The sequence below is a fragment of the Natrinema sp. 74 genome, from assembly GCF_046097095.1.
In the GTDB taxonomy this organism is placed as follows: domain Archaea; phylum Halobacteriota; class Halobacteria; order Halobacteriales; family Natrialbaceae; genus Natrinema.
Genome location: NZ_CP175698.1, coordinates 1,657,284 through 1,675,183 on the forward strand (window position 1 = coordinate 1,657,284; position 17,900 = coordinate 1,675,183).

General features: G+C 65.1%; 17 protein-coding genes and 1 tRNA gene. 9 read left to right on the forward strand and 9 right to left on the reverse strand.

What is annotated here, in order from left to right; genetic code table 11:
- Positions 1 to 65: 65 nt before the first annotated feature.
- Complete coding sequence (locus ACJ70B_RS08260; RefSeq protein WP_408959921.1) at positions 66 to 1,904, reverse strand: helicase C-terminal domain-containing protein; 1,839 nt, start codon at positions 1,902 to 1,904, stop codon at positions 66 to 68.
- A gap of 192 nt (positions 1,905 to 2,096) precedes the next feature.
- On the opposite strand from ACJ70B_RS08260, the gene ACJ70B_RS08265 reads away from it, so the two are divergent.
- Positions 2,097 to 2,185 (forward strand) — tRNA-Gly (locus tag ACJ70B_RS08265).
- Positions 2,186 to 2,312: 127 nt separating this feature from the next.
- On the opposite strand, the gene ACJ70B_RS08270 is transcribed toward ACJ70B_RS08265, so the two are convergent.
- Positions 2,313 to 2,558 (reverse strand): hypothetical protein, encoded by a 246-nt coding sequence (locus ACJ70B_RS08270; protein WP_408959922.1) that lies wholly within the window; start codon positions 2,556 to 2,558, stop codon positions 2,313 to 2,315.
- A 104-nt stretch (positions 2,559 to 2,662) separates the two neighbouring features.
- Between ACJ70B_RS08270 and ACJ70B_RS08275 the strand changes: the two genes are divergently transcribed.
- Positions 2,663 to 3,709: a YkgJ family cysteine cluster protein gene (locus ACJ70B_RS08275; RefSeq protein WP_408959923.1), complete on the forward strand. Its 1,047-nt coding sequence runs from the start codon at positions 2,663 to 2,665 to the stop codon at positions 3,707 to 3,709.
- 159 nt (positions 3,710 to 3,868) lie between these two features.
- Here ACJ70B_RS08275 and ACJ70B_RS08280 read toward each other — a convergent pair whose 3' ends face one another.
- Complete coding sequence (locus tag ACJ70B_RS08280; protein ID WP_408959924.1) at positions 3,869 to 4,042, reverse strand: DUF5786 family protein; 174 nt, start codon at positions 4,040 to 4,042, stop codon at positions 3,869 to 3,871.
- Positions 4,043 to 4,158: 116 nt separating this feature from the next.
- Here ACJ70B_RS08280 and ACJ70B_RS08285 point away from each other — a divergent pair, with 116 nt between their 5' ends.
- Positions 4,159 to 5,166: a DUF5784 family protein gene (locus tag ACJ70B_RS08285; RefSeq protein WP_408959925.1), complete on the forward strand. Its 1,008-nt coding sequence runs from the start codon at positions 4,159 to 4,161 to the stop codon at positions 5,164 to 5,166.
- A 26-nt stretch (positions 5,167 to 5,192) separates the two neighbouring features.
- Here the strand turns inward: ACJ70B_RS08285 and ACJ70B_RS08290 are convergent, their stop codons facing one another.
- On the reverse strand, positions 5,193 to 6,911 hold the full coding sequence (locus tag ACJ70B_RS08290) for a PQQ-binding-like beta-propeller repeat protein (RefSeq protein ID WP_408959926.1): 1,719 nt from the start codon (positions 6,909 to 6,911) through the stop codon (positions 5,193 to 5,195).
- 588 nt (positions 6,912 to 7,499) lie between these two features.
- Here ACJ70B_RS08290 and ACJ70B_RS08295 point away from each other — a divergent pair.
- Positions 7,500 to 8,564, forward strand: coding sequence for a zinc-dependent alcohol dehydrogenase family protein (locus ACJ70B_RS08295; protein WP_408959927.1), 1,065 nt, complete (start codon positions 7,500 to 7,502; stop codon positions 8,562 to 8,564).
- Positions 8,565 to 8,876: 312 nt separating this feature from the next.
- Here ACJ70B_RS08295 and ACJ70B_RS08300 read toward each other — a convergent pair whose 3' ends face one another.
- Positions 8,877 to 9,164, reverse strand: coding sequence for a DUF2795 domain-containing protein (locus ACJ70B_RS08300; RefSeq protein WP_408959928.1), 288 nt, complete (start codon positions 9,162 to 9,164; stop codon positions 8,877 to 8,879).
- 159 nt (positions 9,165 to 9,323) lie between these two features.
- Between ACJ70B_RS08300 and ACJ70B_RS08305 the strand changes: the two genes are divergently transcribed.
- Together ACJ70B_RS08305 and ACJ70B_RS08310 are read left to right on the forward strand one after the other, a co-directional pair.
- A complete protein-coding gene (locus ACJ70B_RS08305) occupies positions 9,324 to 10,109 on the forward strand; it encodes a PHP domain-containing protein (RefSeq protein WP_408959929.1) in 786 nt (261 codons plus the stop codon).
- A 51-nt stretch (positions 10,110 to 10,160) separates the two neighbouring features.
- Positions 10,161 to 10,325: a DUF6757 family protein gene (locus ACJ70B_RS08310; RefSeq protein WP_006110911.1), complete on the forward strand. Its 165-nt coding sequence runs from the start codon at positions 10,161 to 10,163 to the stop codon at positions 10,323 to 10,325.
- Positions 10,326 to 10,327: 2 nt separating this feature from the next.
- Here ACJ70B_RS08310 and ACJ70B_RS08315 read toward each other — a convergent pair whose 3' ends face one another.
- The 3 genes from ACJ70B_RS08315 to ACJ70B_RS08325 all read right to left on the reverse strand — a co-directional run bounded on the left by ACJ70B_RS08315 (position 10,328) and on the right by ACJ70B_RS08325 (position 11,748).
- A complete protein-coding gene (locus tag ACJ70B_RS08315; RefSeq protein WP_408959930.1) occupies positions 10,328 to 10,651 on the reverse strand; it encodes a ferredoxin family protein in 324 nt (107 codons plus the stop codon).
- A gap of 64 nt (positions 10,652 to 10,715) precedes the next feature.
- A complete protein-coding gene (locus ACJ70B_RS08320; protein ID WP_408959931.1) occupies positions 10,716 to 11,516 on the reverse strand; it encodes a TrmB family transcriptional regulator in 801 nt (266 codons plus the stop codon).
- An 82-nt stretch (positions 11,517 to 11,598) separates the two neighbouring features.
- Positions 11,599 to 11,748 carry a hypothetical protein gene (locus ACJ70B_RS08325; protein WP_408959932.1) on the reverse strand — a complete coding sequence of 50 codons (150 nt, stop codon included), beginning with the start codon at positions 11,746 to 11,748 and terminating at the stop codon, positions 11,599 to 11,601.
- 183 nt (positions 11,749 to 11,931) lie between these two features.
- Between ACJ70B_RS08325 and hemB the strand changes: the two genes are divergently transcribed.
- The 3 genes from hemB to ACJ70B_RS08340 all read left to right on the forward strand — a co-directional run bounded on the left by hemB (position 11,932) and on the right by ACJ70B_RS08340 (position 16,615).
- Positions 11,932 to 12,966, forward strand: a complete 1,035-nt coding sequence (gene hemB / locus ACJ70B_RS08330) for a porphobilinogen synthase (protein ID WP_408959933.1) — start codon at positions 11,932 to 11,934, stop codon at positions 12,964 to 12,966.
- Between the two features lie 504 nt (positions 12,967 to 13,470).
- A complete protein-coding gene (locus ACJ70B_RS08335; protein WP_408959934.1) occupies positions 13,471 to 15,180 on the forward strand; it encodes an ammonium transporter in 1,710 nt (569 codons plus the stop codon).
- A gap of 88 nt (positions 15,181 to 15,268) precedes the next feature.
- Complete coding sequence (locus tag ACJ70B_RS08340) at positions 15,269 to 16,615, forward strand: glutamate-1-semialdehyde 2,1-aminomutase (RefSeq protein WP_408959935.1); 1,347 nt, start codon at positions 15,269 to 15,271, stop codon at positions 16,613 to 16,615.
- Between the two features lie 9 nt (positions 16,616 to 16,624).
- Here ACJ70B_RS08340 and ACJ70B_RS08345 read toward each other — a convergent pair whose 3' ends face one another.
- The gene (locus ACJ70B_RS08345; protein WP_408959936.1) at positions 16,625 to 17,797 is read right to left on the reverse strand and encodes a sensor histidine kinase; all 1,173 of its coding nucleotides are present in this window, start codon (positions 17,795 to 17,797) and stop codon (positions 16,625 to 16,627) included.
- Between the last annotated feature and the right edge of the window lie 103 nt (positions 17,798 to 17,900).

Here is a 17,900-nt window from a genome sequence, read left to right on the forward strand (position 1 = left end):
GGCGTTCCTATAACGCAATCCGGCGGTCGAATGTGGTTCCGACGACGGCCCGCCGAACCGAGCGCTCAGCCGTCCGTGTCCCAGACGTCCGCGAGCGGACTCGAGCGCGACGAGCGCCGCGAGCGCGACGAGCCGCTGGAGTTCTGCTGGCCGCCGGAATCGGTCCCGCTCGAGCCGCCGCCGGTCGCTCTCGTGTTCGTCCGTGAACCCGAGTTCGGCGCGTCGGAAAGCGCCGCTCGTGGTTCGAACGCCGGCAACTCCGGTCGTTCCATCCGGTCGACTTGCGCTTCGAACCAGTCTGGCATGTCCGTCCGAGCGCGCTCGAAACAATCCAGCAGGCTCGAGTCCGCCAGATACGTCGCGCCGTAGTCGTCGGGCGCGCGGACGACCCGGCCGCAGGCCTGGATCACCGTCCGGAGCGTCGTCCGGTAGTACCACGCCCACTGACCCTCCTCTAAGCGATGTGCCACCCGCGAGTCTCCGGTGTTGAGGAAGGGGGCCTTGCACAGCACCTGCCAGCGACAGAGATCGCCCTTAAGATCGAGCGCTTCCTCCATCTTCACCGAGAGGAAGACATCGGGGTCGTCGCTCGCTTTCCAGGCCTCGAGGGCGGCGTCGCGGCCGTCGCGGTCGTGGGTTCGGACCCGGTCACCGACCCCGAAGTCGTCGAGGAGGTCCGCGAGGCGCTCTTGAATGCTGTAGGAGTGGGCGTGGATCAGCCCCTTCTCGTCTGAGTGGCGCTGCATGAGCCGGACGATCGTGCGGGCGATCTTCGGCGTCGTCTCGTCGCGTTCCTCGTAGGTCATCTTCCCCTGGGTCACGTCGTACAGCGGCCGGTTCTCGACGGGAAAGGTGTGCTCGACGTCGACCAGCGCAACGTTCTCGGGGGTCAGCCCGACTTGTCGGCAGAAGGCGTCCTTGTTCAGGATCGTCGCCGAGAGGAGCGCGAACTTGTTCCCGCGATCCCAGACGGTGTGCTGGAGGTACTTCTCGGGGTTCATCGGCTTGATCGTCAGGGGGCCGCCCTGCGGATCGTCGCCATCATCGGCGTCGCCACCGTCGCCGGAGCGCGGTTCGGACTGATCGACCAGCCACGTCGTCGGGCTCTCGGGGTCCCGGAAGTCCGAGACGAACCACTCGAGTTCGCCGATGAGCTCCTGCAGGCGGTCGCGTTCGCGCACCTCGCCGGGCGAGAGGGAGTCCTGTGCGAGCAAGTCATCTTTCCGGCGCTCGCAGGTCCCCGCGAGGCTCTCGGCGTAGCGGACGGCGCGCTCGATCGAGTCGACCGCGGGGACGCGGAGGTCGTCCCAGAACGGCACCGTTCGGGGCCCCAGTTGAATGGTCGCGTACATCTCGGCCCACTCGGCGAGGCCGTGGGCCTCGTCGACGACGACGACGTCGCGCTTGCGAAAGACCTCGCTGCCGGCGGTCTGCATGAAGTAGGCCAGCGTCATCGCCGCGATCTCCCGGTTCGAGGCGATCGCCCGGTCGGAGAAGTACGGACACCGGTGTTTGACAGAACAGTCGTAGCCCCGTTCGCGGACGCAGGGGGCCTGATTGACCGGCGTGTCCCGCTCGTCGGGCAGGATACAGGTGTAGTTCGACTTCCCGCGGATGACGTTGAGGTCGGCCAGTAGGTCATCGGCCGCCACGTCGTCTAACTGTGAGACCTGCGGCGTCGTGTAATAGGCTCCCGTGGCGTCGCTGGGGTCGCCCTCCTCGGCGCGACGGGCACAGCCGGCCACGGCGCGGGCCAGCAGGGACTTGCCGCTGCCCGTCGGCGCGCGCACGAGGACGACGTCGTTGCCGGCCGCGAAGGCGTCGCGAATGTCGCGGAGGGCCTGTTCCTGGGCCCCGCGGTAGCTCGGCGCGGGGAACGCCTCGAAGATCCGCTCGGAATTCACCGTTCGATGCAGGGCGCGGCCGCATCCTAAACCCTGCGGACCGTCGCGCCCGCCGTGACTCGCGGCGGCGCACAGCCGCCGGCTACCGACACCGAAACCGCCGGCTACCGCTCGCTATCGACCGCCTACGGGACGATCGCTGCGGGTAGCCGACCGATTACAAATACGAACTCCGCCGTTGCACTGACGTGCGGAAGGGTCGCTCAGCGGTAGAGCACCGCGGTGCCACCTGGTTCCGCGGCGGCATTTCGCCCCGTGGCGTTCAAATCCCACCCCTTCCGCTCACGGCCGCAGTCACACCGCGGCGCGTCGTCCCCATACCTGTCACGGGCGGTCGCGCCGTCTGTCACATCGCCTCCACTCCCCGACCGTCATCATTTCTTCGAAGCGATCGAACGACCGCCGAGCCTACGGCGTCCGAAACTGCGAGGACTCCTCGTCGACCTGCTCGAGGCGCTCGATGTCCTCGGCGGTCGGGTAGTCCGGAACGGCTTCGATACACGGGTAACACAGCAGGTGCGACGTCCCGTCCTCGAGTTCCAATGTCATTGCGGTCCCGACGGTGCCGGCGTCGGTGCCGAACGACCAGAGGTTTGCAATCCCGCCGGAGACTGTGACCGTTCGGCCGCAGCCGTCACAGGAGGTTTTCGACATACGCGAGCGTGGGTGCCACAGGGTGAAAGTCGTTCCCCAGCGCGGGCTGCCAAGCGGCGCGCGCTCGCACAGCGGTTATACGCGCAAGCGACGTACCCGCGCGCATGGAGGTGAACTGCGAGGGCTGTGCGGGCTGTTGTCTGGACTGGCGAGAGCTGCTCGAGGACGGAGCCGAGCCCGACACTCGAGACGCCGGCGACGGCGCGGACGCCGACTGGCGACACCGGCGACGCGATCCGTTCGACGGCGGCGAGGACGCGACGCCGTCGCGGGACCCGCTCGACGACGATCCCAGTTTCGTCCCGCTGACTCGCGACGAGGTGCGGGCGTTTCTCGAGAACGGGATGGGCGACGCGCTGACGCCGCGGTTCTGGCACGTCCGCGGCGAGAGCAAAGAGCCACGCGCCTCGGACACCTCGAGCGGAGAGTCACCACGAGAGGGCGACAGCGTCGAGATCGACGGCCGCAACGTCGCCGCCATCGCGGATCGGCCGGCGTTTTTCGTGGGTTTGCGGAAGCCGCCGAAACCGGTCGCTCCCTTCGGTCGGGAGGAGCCGACGTGGCTCCCGACCTGTGTCTTCCTCGACCCGACGACGCTGCAGTGTCGGATCCACGGGGACGACCTGTATCCCGACGAGTGTGGCGCGTATCCCGAACACAACCTCGCGCTCGAGCACGAGACCGAGTGCGAACGCGTCGAGGCGGCCTTCGGCGGTGACCGACTGCGCGACGCCGAGCACGGCGATCCCGACGGCCTGCTACTGGGCTCACAGGCGATCGGCGCGAAGCTGTTCTGCCACCCGCGACCGGCCGATCTCGAGGGGATCGTCGACCGCGCCGCGGCCGGGGAGCTCAGACGGGAAGACCGCGCCGAACCCGTAGCGGTGGCCGCGGCCTCGAGTCCCGGGACGCTCGCGATCTCGGAACACCACTACGAGCAGGCGAAATCGCGGTTGCTCGAGGACGGTGAAAGCGACGAAGCGTCCGAATCAGCGTCTTCGGACGGCGAGTCCTGGGTCGGCCCGGCGATCTGCGATTGGCACCGACGCTGCCGGGAGGCCGGCGAGACGGTTCCAGCGCCGGAGCTCGCCGACACCGTCGAGGGCGACCGCGGCGCACCCGAAACGCCGGGCTGGGACGACCTCGAGTGAGCCGGCAGCGGCGCTATCCGCGTCCGGCACTGAGTCCGCGATGGCGATTGAGGCGGTCTACCGACTCGGTGGTTCCGTTCGCGGTGGTTCCGTTCGTACTCGAGGAGCGGCTTCCGCAGCGATCGTCCGGAGAGGAAGACGCAGGTCGAGAGCCGGTCGTCACTCGGACTTGATTCGCTCGAACTGATCCAGAAGCTCCTCCGTGGAGTCGCCGGAGTCGTACTCGACCTCACCGTGGTAAACCGTCCGCTCGTCGTCGAACTCCGTATCGACCGCGGAGGCCTGTCGTTCACGGCGCTCGTGCTCGTCTTCGTCGTAGGCACCCATTGACATGGTAACTATACGCAAGATAGGCGGCTGTCGACCATTAATGTAACGGTCCCTCACACCGTTTCCGCTCGTCCGCGAATCGCGTAAGACGTATGCACCCCCGGATCCTACGGGAAACCGTGGCACGGCCGCTTCGCTTTCGATACTCGCCCCAGTCCTGGAGTGATGGGCGAGTGCACAACGATATTCTCCAGCCCCTGCGATCGAATATCGGCGCTCGCGCCGTCACGCCGTGGTTTGCGATCGGCGGCGACTGGCAATCACACCGGTTCGAGATGGACAACGGCGACGTCGCCCTCTTTGCACGCGCCGACGACGAGGCTTACTGGATGGGCAATACGGAAACGCCCTCCTCGCTGTGGAAGACCGACAAGTTCGGCTGGCGGGAGGTCCCCCACCACGTTTCGCGGTGGGCCAAGCGAGAACTGACCGCGACGCTCCACGAGGAATCCCCCTGGCTCGCCGACTATCCGCACCTCTCGTGGTTCTTCCTGCCGGTATTTATGTCCAAAGACGGGCGCGACTCCACTCGCTCGTTCTTCAGCGAACACGCCGCCGGCTTCCCCGACACCGGCAGCCGCGAGGCCACTCGCTTCTTCGAGGACTTCCTCCGAACCGGCGTCTTAGACGAGTATCGCCACGTCATGTCGGGCAAGCTCGGTACCAGTACTCACGTCGATCGCGTCCGGATGAGCGCCGCGATGGCCGAATTCATCGCCGCGAAGATACTCACCGACGCGGGCTACGACGTGGTGCCCGAAATCGAGGTGACGACCGGCCACTCGCTCGACTTCCGGGCCGAAGATGACGACACCAACGTCCTCGTCGAAGTCACCCGCCCCCAGCCGCCGGGGACCCGCGCCGCCGCCGGCCCCGTCGCCGCCGTCCGCGACACCGCCGAGACCAAGACCAACGGTCAGTTGGCCGAACACGGCGGCGGTGCAACCCTGTTCGTCGACTGCTCGAGTTTCCGGGACGACGCCTGGTCTGCCGTCCGCGGCGAACAACCCGACGTGCGCCATCGACCGGCCATCGTCTATCGTGCCCGTCCGGACGGCCGCGTCGAAGGCTACCGGAAAGGCGGGGTACCCCTCGAGTTCGGCGACGCACTCGAGTTCCTGGACTGACGGCGGACTCGTCGCTCGTCGTTCGACTACGAGTCGTTAGAGTCGAAGCGCTCGAGTCGCCGTTTCAACATGTATCCGGCACCGCCGAGACTCGTCACTGCCGCCGGAATTCCCATCCCGGGCATCTCGTCTTCGGGATTTTCCGCCCCGTCGTCGGACTCGGTGTCGTCAGCGGCCACCGAAGTGGTGGCAGACTCGTTCTCATCACCGCCCGAGCGACTCTCGTTCGATCCGTCGTTCGCCGTCTCCCCCGAGCTCCCCTCGCCAGCATTCGATCGGGACGCGGCTGATTCGTCACCGTCAGCGTCCGGTTCGGTATCGGTCGTTTCGGACTCCTCGCTTGAGTCCGCCGTGCCGGCGTCCAGCGCGTGCACCGTCGTCTGGTCAGCCGAAAAGAAGACGGTGTCGTCCGCGAACCTCAGCGAGTCGATGCCGTTCTCGGCGACGAAATTCCACTTCTCGTCGCCCGTGGCCGCATCCAGCGCGTTCAACCGATAGGCGTCCTCGAAATCCGGGGAAGAGCTTCTGATGATTCTGTTGACGACGAAGAGGGTTCCGTTCACCACCGTGATCGGTGAGTCTATCATATTGTCCGCGTTGAAGCACCACAGTTCCGTGCCCGTGTCCGCATCTACCGCATAGACGGCCGCGTCGCCCCCCCGCTCGAATGCGGTCCCGACGAAGATCGTTCCGTTCACCTTCGTCATCGTGTCGACCGAATCGGTCGCCTCGAACTGCCACGTCTCTTCGCCCGTCGTCGCATCGAGGGCGTACAGGCTCGAACACGCCGAAGAATCGCTGTAGCACTCGTCCGATCCGGCGAAGACCGTGTCGTCTTCCACGGTCACGAACTCGATTTTCGGATCTTCGCTGCTGGACGCGTCTTCTCCCGTCGCCGTATCCAACGTGAAACGCCACCGTTCGTCACCGGTCGCCACGTCCAGTGCGGAGACGTAGTACTCCATATCCGCTCCGCCGTATCGCTCCCACCCGCCCATCGCACCGACGAAGAGCGTGCCATCGGCGACCGTCAGTTCGGTGGTCAATCGCGTGCCGACGTCGAAGCGCCACACTTCTTCACCCGTGGCTACGTCCACGGCGAACACGTTCCCCTCAGAATCACCGACGTAGAGCGTGCCATCCGACACCGTCAATCTGTCCTCGACCCCGTAGCCGACCTTGAACTGCCATCGCTGGTCTCCGGTGGCTGCATCCACCGCGTAGACGCAAAACTGTCTCGGGATGAAGACTGTGTCGTCCGCGACTACTAGGGGTGCGACCGACCGGTCGTACGCGTCGAACTGCCACTTCTGTGTCCCCGTCGCCGCGTCTAGTGCGTACACGGCGGTGTCGCTCTCGTCCCGTGTTTCCGAGGTGTAGGGAACGTCAGTCGCGACGAAGACGGTGCCATCGGACACGATCGGCGAATCGAGAAGTCTCGTCTCGCCGACGTCGAACTGCCACTCCTCGTCACCCGTCGACGCGGTCAGTGCGTGGACGGCATCATTATTCACGAAGAGGGAGCCGTCCACCACGGGTGACAGGGAGGGATCGGAGAGGGAGTCCGGACTGCTGAAATCGACTCGCCACCGTTCGTCACCTGGACTCGATTCCGTCGCCCCGACGCTCCCGATGCCGACGGTCGATGCAAGGCAGACGCCCGCAGCGCCTCCCAGAAACCGTCGGCGACCGGGGGATAGTACGGATGACTGATCCTCACTGCCACCACTGTCGTTTTTACCCATACGTCCACGGTCCAGACGAATGGTGTTAGCTACCTGATCGGTAAGATGTTTCGTAGATATAAGATCAATCTAAATAGTATCTTGAAATGGTATTTCACAGCAGCGAACAGTGTATTCGAGTTCGATCACGTATCCGTGCCCGACCGGTTTTTCGTGGGCATCTCGCCCGGATTCCGAAAGCAGTCGTCCTCGCGATGAACGGTTCATGTCGACGGTTTCACGTCTCTCAACAATGCGTGATCGGATTCGAACGGACGTCAGTTGTCTCATCCCGGTTCGAGCACCGATAGCGAACGGCAGAACACGACGCGTCCGTCGCGCTCTGCCGCAGGTCGAGGGTCGAAGGTTCACGACGGTCTCTGAACTACCGTCTGCGGCGAACAACTCGACGTTCGCTACCGCCCCGCCGTCGCCTCTCGCATCCGGTCGAACGGTCACGTCGACGGTTACCGGAACGGGTCGGTGTCCTCGCGCGATACCGTGCTCGAGTTTCCGAACTGACCGGACCTGAACCGCCTCGCTCGCATCGCTATCAATCGCTGCAGCGGGGTTGCACGTATTTATACTGTGACATAGTTAGTCATACTCATGCGAGCAGCTGTTCTCGAAGAACACGGTGAACCGCTATCGATCGAAGACGTCGACGCGCCCGAGCCCGCGCCGGACGGGGCCGTCGTCGAACTCGAAGCTTGTGGCGTCTGCCGCAGCGACTGGCACGGGTGGCAAGGCGACTGGGGATGGCTCGGCCTCGAGACCCAGCCGGGTCAGATTCTGGGTCACGAACCCGCCGGCCGCGTCGCCGCCGTCGGCGACGACGTCGAAAGCGTCGCGGAGGGCGACCACGTCGCCGTTCCGTTCAACCTCGGCGACGGGACCTGCCCCCGGTGTCAGCGGGGCCACTCGAACATCTGCGAGAACGTGATGCCGCTCGGGTTCATCGAGCAAGCCCAGGGCGCGTTCGCCGAACAGGTCCACGTCCCCGTCGCCGACCACAACCTCGTGGAACTCCCCGACGGCGTCTCCTCGGTCGACATGGCCGGGCTCGGCTGTCGGTTCATGACCTCGTTCCACGCGCTGGCCCACCGCGCGGATGTCGGCGCGGGCGACTGGGTATCGATCCACGGCTGTGGCGGCGTCGGCCTCTCGGCGGTCCACATCGCCGACGCGCTCGGCGCGAACGTCGTCGCCATCGACCTCAAGGACGAGAAACTCGAGACAGCCGAGTCCCTCGGTGCGGTCGAGACGATCAGCGCGGAGGACGCCGACGACGTCCCCGGCGAGGTCTCGGCGATCACCGACGGCGGTGCCAACGTCTCGATGGACGCGCTCGGCATCGCGACGACCAGCCAAAACTCCGTCTCGAGTCTCGACGCCCACGGCCAGCACATCCAGGTCGGCCTCACGACCCAGGACGAACAGGGCGTGATCCCCCTCCCGTCCGACGCGATGGTCATGCAGGAGATCGAGTTCATCGGCTCGCTGGGCATGCCGCCGACCCGCTACGACGAGATCTTCCGAATGGTCTCGACGGGCAAGCTCGAGCCCGAAAAGGTCGTCTCCGACACGATCGGTCTCGAGGACGTCAGCGACAAACTCGACGCCATGACGGACTTCGAGACCGAAGGCATCCCGGTCATCGACACATTCAACTAAATTTTGCTCTACGGGCACGGCTTCGCCGCGCCCTCGGCAAAAGTTAGTATAAAAGCACCGGAAGACGCTTCGTGTCTTCCGAGCTCTCGTTCACTACGTTCACGAGAACACTCCTCCTTCCGTTTGATCGCGCTGCTCGCTCACATCAGTCGTCGGCCCGATCGCTCCCAACGGTCGCTCGCGGGTGCTACTAGTGGACCCCCCGCCTGCCGAAAGTGCAAGTGGCAGTACCGAGCGCGCCGTCGGCGCGCTCGGCCTTTTTTAGCTCGAGCGGTTGGCCGGAGGCCGACCCGAGAGTAAAAAACTTCGTTCTTAGAAGGAAACGGCGTCGGGCGCGTACGGACTGCCGACCGGGTTCGGGTCGCGGTCGCTGTAGCCGACGCGGCCGACGGCCTTGTCGCTGACGGCGGAGTAGACGGCGAAGCGGGCGTCCTCCGGCCCTTCGAAGGTTTCGGACTCGAGGCGGGCGAGTACATCGCCGACCGTCTCGCTTCCGTTGGGGAGTTCGAGGGTGCGGTCCCCGTACTCCTCGATCAGTTCCTCGGTCGTCGCGGGGTACTCGTGGTCGTCGATGACCTCACCGGTGCCATTGAGCAGCATTACACCCTATCCTCTGTGAACGATAATTATAAACATTGTCCATCTATGTTTCCTAGTCGCACTGCATACCTAGAATTCCTAGTATACCCCTAGAGACGGCGGAAAACCAAACGCGGGGGCGGAGAAACGCCTTTGGGAGCGGGGCCGTTCGGGTACGATATGCCATACGCGGACCTACACGTCCACACGACGCGCTCGGACGGGAACCTCACACTCGAGGAGGTTCCCGAGGCCGCGCGCCGCGACGGGGTCTCCGTCGTCGCGGTGACGGACCACGACCGGGTCCAGCCGTTCGACGGGCCGGTCGTCGAGCGCGACGGGGTGACGCTGCTCCACGGGATCGAGCTCCGGGTCGGGACGGAGGGGGGCCAGCGGATCGACCTGCTGGGGTACGGACTCGAGCCGAGCGCGGAGCTCGAGGCGATCCTCGAGAAGATTCAAGCGAACCGCATCGAGCGCGGGCGGGCGATCGTCGACTGCGTCGAATCGCGGCTGGGGATCGAACTGGACGTGACGATCGACGGCGGGTTCGGGCGGCCCCATATCGCACGGGCGATCGAGGCCCACCCCGAGGCAGAGTACGACTATCAGGGTGCGTTCGATCACCTGATCGGCTCCGACTGTCCGTGTTACGTTCCTCGCGAGGTGCCGTCGTTCGAGCGCGGCCACGGAGCGCTGGCCGAGTCGTGTCGACTTGTCTCGCTGGCCCATCCGCTACGGTACCGCGATCCGGAGAGCGCGCTCGCGCTGGCGGCCGAACTCGACGCCGTCGAACTGCGATATCCCTACGGTCGCGAGGTCGACCGCAAGCCGGTCGAACGGGCGATCGAACGGGACGACCTGCTCGCGACTGGCGGGAGCGACGCCCACGACGACCGACTCGGCGTCGACGGACTCTCCCGGCGGGCCTACGAGCGACTCGACCTCCCGGCGGGATCACCCTGAACACTCGCCGATAGCGGAGGGTTCAATGCACCCTGGTCCCTACAGGCGTGTATGAACTGTCACTACTGTGACCGCGAGGCCGCCTTCGCCGCGGAGTCCGACGGGCTCAAAGTCGGCCTCTGTGAAGAACACTTCCGCGAGCGGCTACAGGAGCTTGCGGAAGCCGACGGCCTCGAGAACTTAAAGGAGAAGGTCGACGTCGACCGCGCCGAGTAATTTTACGCCGTTCGTCCGGCGTCGACATCGATGGCGTCGACCGGACAGACGTCGACACAGAGCATACAATCGATACACTGTGCTTCGTTTGCCGGATCCGCCTTCTCTTCGCTCTCGGGGTGGTCCGGCGTGTCGACCCACTCGAAGACGTCGACCGGACAGTCCTCGAGACAGGCCCCGTCCGCGATACAGAGGTCGAAATCGACCGCGACGTGGGTGCCGTGAATGCCGAGCTCTTCGGGTTCGTCGACGGGTCCCCAGACGACGTGTCCCTCGTGTTCGTCGACCTGTTCGCGGTTCTCGTGGAACTGTGGGTCTATGGCCATTGCTAACAGATCAAACGAGGGACGTTTACTTAAAAGTACGTCTTCGGTTCGGTCGCGCGAAAGGTCAGCGACTCGGGGTAGCGTCCCCGTCGCGGTCAGTGAGGCGGTTGTCGAGTAGTTCGCGGATCCAGACGGCGAAGCCGTGATCGCGACCGTAGGTCCAGACGGCCATTTCGTTGACCACGTTCGGCAGGTCGCTTTCCTTGATCCCGGCCGCAATGATCGATCGTTGATCGACCATGAGCAACTGGGCCGGCCACTGGGTGTTGACGGTGTGTGTCGTCTCGAGGTCCGAGGCGATAACGACGTCCGCGCTCGGGACCGCGTCCATGAAGTCGTCGCGGTCGTCGTCCGTTGGAACTTCGATACACACGTCGACACCGCGGTCGGCAGCCGACTCGAGTGCCGCGAGGATCTCTCGGTCCGCAACCTCGGTCGCCGGAACGAGGTAGTGGACGGTGTCCTCAGCCTCCTCGAGGAAGGTGACGACGCGCTCGGTGACGTGTTCGCGCTGGGTGATCGCCCACATTCCCTCGTCGTCCGGCGAGTCCGGCTCCTCGAGCTGGCCGAGGGCGTTCTCGGCGGCGTTGATCCGGGAATCGTAGTCCTCGCGGATCCGCCGGCACGCCGTTTCGACCGAGACGGCCTTGTACTCGCGGGGCTCGGTCTGCTGGACGCTGACCAGCCCCTTTCGATCGAGTCGCTCGATAGTGTCGTATACTCGCGAGCGGGGAACGTCCGCGACCTGGCTGATCTCCTTGGCAGTCCCCTTCGAGATCCGAGTCAGTGCGACGAAACACCGGGCCTCGTACTCCGTCAGGCCGAGTTCCTCGAGCGCCGTGACCGCCTCCTCGGCGTCAGACATAGCGGGTGTATAGCCAATCTCCGGGAAAGGACGCTGCCTGCTCTCGCCACGGCATCATAACCGAGCGGCCGTCGTCAGTCGGCTACTCGAACGGCCGGAACGCGGTCCCGCCGCAGGGACAGCCGTCGGCGCTGCCGATCGGTCGAATCCCGTCCGGCGAGAGCCAGACCGCCAGCGCTCTGCCGCAGTCCATACACCGTGCCGCACCCTTTCGGCGTGACTGTGCTGCCATCGAACGGCATTTTCACGCAGGCCCAATAAGGCAGTCGCGAGTGAGACCGGAGTGCACGGGCGGGTACTCCAGTCATGACAACGGGCGACTGCCATGAGTGCCCTCGAGCGAGCGGGAGAGCGCGGTCGGCGAGACCGGGTTCGCGAGCGAGGCGCTTTTGCGACTCCCGTCGAATGCTCGTATATGGATCTCACAGATCGTCCCCGGCGGCTCCGACAGGACCGGGTTCGTGGGCTCGTCAGCGAGACGAGCCTCGAGCCCGCCGACCTGATCGCGCCGGTGTTCGTCGACGCCACGACCGACGAGCGGGTCCCGATCGAGTCGATGCCTGGCCACGAGCGGGTCCCGATCGACGACGCGGTCGCCCGCGTCAAGGAAGTCCTCGAGACCGGCGTCGAAGCGGTCATGCTCTTTGGCATTCCGGAGTCGAAAGATCCCGAGGGAAGCCGCGCCTGGGCCGAGGACGGCGTTATCCAGGAGGCACTGCGCCGGATCACGAGCGAGACCGACGCCTACGTCATCACCGACGTCTGTCTCTGTGAGTACACCGACCACGGCCACTGCGGCCCGCTCGAGGAGGAGTTACGAACCGACGGGGACGTCGTCGAAGCGGACGGACCAGCCTGCGAACCGACGCTGACCGTGGACAACGACGCGACGCTTGAGGCCTTAGAAAAGATCGTCATCTCTCACGCTCGTGCGGGCGCAGACATGGTCGCGCCGAGCGGGATGATGGACGGGATGGTCGGCGTCATCCGATCGGCGTTGGACCGCGAGGGGTTCGAACACGTCCCGATCATGAGCTACGCGGTCAAGTACGAGAGCGCCTTTTACGGTCCGTTCCGGGACGCCGCCGACGGCGCGCCCGCCTTCGGGAACCGGCGACACTACCAGATGGATCCCGCGAACGCCCGCGAAGCCCTGCGGGAGGCCCGTCTCGATGCCGAGCAGGGCGCTGACATGATGATGGTCAAACCCGCCCTGCCGTATCTGGACATCGTCGGTGCCGTCCGCCGGGAGTTCGACCATCCTGTCGCCGCCTACAACGTCTCCGGCGAGTACGCCATGCTACAGGCCGCCGCCGAAAAGGGGTGGCTCGATCTCGAGGAGGTAGCCCTCGAGTCGCTGCTCTCGATCAAACGTGCAGGAGCGGATCTTATTGTGACCTACTTCGCGGAGGACGTCGCGGCGCACCTCACCGCGGATCGACGCCGATAGACGGCGGTCGTCGGTTCGTGCGGTCCCGCGGTGCGCCGAGAAGCCACCTCGGTATCGCCATCGTCGACGCTGGCAAGCGGTGGAATCGGACGACGCGGTACTATTTTGACGAACCGCCATTTGCTCGTCCGCGATCCGAACATGTGGCAACATCTGCCGCGCGCGAGCGGTAGTCGGCTTTCGAGGGCGCTCTATCGGCCTGGTACGCAGGGAGATCGTTCGGCCGGAGTTTTTCCAGCCTTACAAAGAGAGAATATATAACCACAGCTCGAAAAATTCGTGAGATCGAATTGCCTTGTACACATTATATCCCCTCTAGATCTGTGCGCTCGTTCCTACCAGCCAAATATTTTTAGCCAAACGTCAACGCTAATCCTTATATTGGGCTAGTCCATCGAGTTCAGACGTGATTCAGAATACAACCATGAGTTCGATCGTCCCAGACATGGACAAACGTCTACAATCTAGTGGTGGCAGAGCGGGCTACACGGGGGTGAAGGACTGATGGAGCCGACGCTCCTGCAGGCCGACGCCGAGATGCTGATCGAGGCGATCAACTACACGTGGATTCTGGTCGCTACGTTCCTGATCTTCTTCATGCACGCCGGCTTCGCCATGCTCGAGGCGGGGCAGGTCCGCTCGAAAAACGTGGCGAACCAGTTGACGAAGAACCTGCTCACCTGGTCGGTCGGCGTAACGGTGTTTTTCCTGATCGGTTCCACCGTGGAGGGGCTCGTCGCCGGAAACGGTCTCGCGTTCCAGTACAACGCTGAGGCGGTCAACTGGATGGACTGGCTGTACGGTGCGGTCTTCGCCATGACTGCAGCGACCATCGTTTCGGGTGCCGTCGCCGGTCGTGCAAAGCTCCGCGCGTACGTTACCTACACCTTCCTGCTGGCCGCGGTGATCTACCCCGTCGTCACCGGACTCACCTGGGCGGGCGAACTGCTCTCGTACAACGGTGTGCTGTTCGACGACTTCGCCGGCGGGATGATCGTCCACGGGATGGGCGGCATCGCCGGTCTCACCGCCGCGTGGATCCTCGGTCCGCGCATGGATCGGTACAACAGCGACGGGAGCGCAAACGTCATTCCCGGGCACTCGTTGACCTTCGCCGCGCTCGGGACGCTGATCCTCGCCTTCGGCTGGTACGGCTTCAACGTCGGTACCTCGGCGATCATCGGCGAGGGCGCGTTCCTCGGCGATCAGCTCGGTCGCGTCGCCCTGACGACGACGGTCTCGATGGCCTGCGGTGCGATGGGTGCCGGACTCGTCGCCTGGCTCAAGACCGGCAAAGTCGATACCCTGTACGTCGCCAACGGTCTGCTGGCCGGCCTGGCCGCGATCACCGCGATTCCACACGCCTCGAGCTGGTGGGGTGCGTTCCTGGTCGGCGGCCTCGCCGGTGCCCAGCTCCCCATCGTCTTCGACATCGTCGAGAACTACCTACAGATCGACGACGTCTGTGCGGTCTTCCCGGTCCACGGTTCGGCCGGCGTCCTCGGGACGCTGTTGCTCCCGGTCGTGGCCACACCCGAATACATGAGCGGCGTTAGCGGCAGCCGAGTCGACGTGTTCATCGCACAGCTCATCGGCGTCGTCGTCATCGCCGGCTGGACGATCGCCGCGACCGGCCTCATCTGGTTCGCCTTCAAGCTCGCCGGTCAGGCCCGTGTCACGCCCGAGCACGAGCGTGAAGGGCTCGACGTCTCCGAACACGGCGTCGACACCTACCCCGAGTTCGGCGAGCCCGAGGTCGCCACCGACGGCGGTAACTCCGATGAAGCCCTCCGCACCGACGGCGGTGAGCGACTCGATGCGTCGCGATCCTCGTCAGCGGTTCGCTCTGACGGCGGCGACCCCAACGCCGGCGAGATCAAGATGGTCACCGCGATCGTCCGCCCCGACCGCCTCGGCCAGATCAAGCAGTCTCTCGCCGAAGCCGGCGCACCGTCGCTGACCGTCACCAACGTCTCTGGCCGCGGCTCACAGCCCGCGAAGAAAGGCCAGTGGCGCGGCGAGGAGTACACGGTCGACCTCCACCAGAAGGTCAAAATCGAGTGTGTCGTCGCCGACATCCCGGCCCAAGAGGTCGTCGATGCCATCCGCGACGCCGCCGAAACCGGCGAGCCCGGCGACGGCAAGATCTTCGTCCTCCCCGTCGAGGGCGCAACCCAGGTCCGGACCGGCAAGACCGGTCCCGACGCCGTCTGAACTCGAGCCGTACACGTTCGGCGTCCGAACGACGCCGATGTCGACGGACCTCGGTACTACTTTCCCGTCCGAATCCCAACAGTCGCGTATGTCCGAAGACAACTCGCAAGCGCTGTACGACCGGGCGCTGTCGGTGATGCCCGGCGGCGTCAACTCCGCGGTGCGAGCGGCGATCGAGCCGTATCCGTTTTTCGTCCGCAAAGGCGAGGGCGGCCACGTGATCGACGCCGACGGCAACCGATACGTCGACTGGGTGATGGGGCTCGGGCCGCTGCTGCTCGGCCACGACCTCCCCGAGCCCGTGCGGGCGGGGATTCAGCGGAAGGCCAGCGAGGGGCCGATGTACGGCACGCCGACCGAAGTCGAGGTCGATCTCGCGGAGTTCGTCGTCCGGCACGTCCCGAGCGTCGAGAAGATCCGCTTCGTCAATTCGGGAACCGAAGCGACCACCTCCGCCGTCCGCCTCGCGCGGGGGTACACCGGACGGAACAAGATCGTCGTCATGCAAGGGGGCTACCACGGCGCACAGGAGTCGACGCTGGTCGAGGGCGACGCCGAAAATCCGCGCCCCTCCTCGGCCGGCATCCCCCAGTCGTTCGCCGAGCACACGCTGCCGGTACCGTTCAACGACGAGGAGGCGGTCCGCGAGGTCTTCGAGGAACACGGCGACGACATCGCGGCCGTCCTCACCGAGCCCATCTTGGGCAACTACGGCATCGTCTACCCCGAAGACGGCTACCACGAGTTCCTCCGGGAGCTCACCGACGAGCACGGCTCCCTGCTGATCTTCGACGAGGTCATCACCGGCTTCCGCGTCGGCGGCCTCGGCTGCGCCCAGAGCGAGTTCGGCGTCACGCCCGACCTGACCACCTTCGGCAAGATCATCGGCGGCGGCTTCCCCGTCGGTGCGATCGGCGGTCGCGCCGAGATCATCGAGCAGTTCACCCCCAGCGGCGACGTCTTCCAGGCCGGCACCTTCTCCGGCCACCCCGTCACGATGGCCGCCGGCCTCGAGACCCTGCAGTTCGCCGCGGAAAACGACGTCTACGACCACGTCAACGGGCTAGGCGACAGGCTGCGTCGCGGGCTAACCGACATCGTCGCCGACCAGGCCCCCAGCTACACCGTCACCGGCACCGACAGCATGTTCAAGGTCATCTTCACGCGAGAGGGGCCGAGCCCCGACACGCTCGAGGACCAGTGTCCGGCCGGCTGTCGGCAGGATCCGGACTGTCCGCGCTACGACTACAGTCCCAAAAACGCCGCCGACGTGAAACACGCCGAGACCGAGCGCTGGCGGCGCATCTTCTGGAGCCAGATGAAAGAGCAGAACGTCTTCCTCTCACAGAACCAGTTCGAGTGTCAGTTCGTCAGCTACGGCCACACCGACGAAGACGTCGAGCGGACGCTCGAGGCGTACAAGGAAGCGCTGTAGGCGACCGGTCTACAGTAGTACGAGCGCGGTCGTCGGCGCGTCTTCGGCGTCGTGCCGGGCGCTCGAGGCCGCCGGGAGTTCGACCGCAAAGCGGCTGCCCTCCGGCCCGGTATCGACGAGTTCGACGGAGCCGCCGTACCGAGACACCAACTGGTGGACCAGATAAAGCCCCAGCCCGTGCGTGCTCCCGTGGCTTTCGGTCCGGTCGAAGAGCGACTCAAGCTTTGCGTCCGGAATTCCGGGGCCGTTGTCGGCGATTTCGAAGCGAACGGTCTCTGGGCCGGGCTCAACCGTGATCTCGATGCGAGGTGTCTCGGCGTCGTTGTGTTCGACCGCGTTCGAGAGGAGGTTGCCGAAGACGCGGGCGAGCAGCTCGTCCGCGCGGACGAAGACGTCGTCGGGAATCGACGTCTCCACGTCGATGGGGCCCGACTTGTGTTCCAGTTTCCGCACTTCGTTTGTCAGGACCTGCGAGGCGTCGACCGGCTCGAGTCGCCACTCGCCGTCGACCGATCGCAACAGAATACGGACGTCGTCGATCACCGTCGACATCTCCTCGGACTCGTCGATCACGATCTCGGCCCATCGCCGCTGTTGGTCGGTCGACGCCTCCTCGTAGAGCAGCGAGGCGTAGCCGTTGACGACCGTCGCGGTGTTTAACACCTCGTGACGGAGGATGCTGTTGAGATAATCGAGGTACTCTCGTTGCTCCTCGAGGTGTGTCGCCCGAAGCGAGGCGCGTTCTGCCTCCAGCGTGCGCTCGATGGCTTTCCCTTCGAGACAGCCGATCAGTAAGCCGGTGGCAGCGCCGAGGACGACGGCCCACCTGATCCACGACACGACCTCCGCCCACGATTCGGGCGGCATCGTGGCGATGAGCGCGAGGTTGATAAGCAGGAATACCACCAGCCCGCCGACGACCCACCTGACGACCCGTGAATAGCGATCCGCCGAGAAGTCCGCGTTCCGAAGCCACTGTCCGCCGTACGCGATCCCACCGATGGCGGGAACAGTAGTGACAACGCCGACCAGAAACTGCCCACTGGTGACGAATTCGGTTCCGGACGCGGTGTACACCGTGATTTCGCCGATCAACCCGATCAGCAGCGCGATCGCGAAGCCGATCACGTACCGTGGAACTCGATCGGCGACGAAAAGACCGGTGCCCGTAGACCAGCGCATAATCGGTAATCTGGTTCGGTTCTGTTAGCAGTTCTGGCCCTGCCGACCGCGCCGTGTTCGACGAGCCGTCTCTCGACGACCCTCGGAGAAAGCCGGCTGCCAG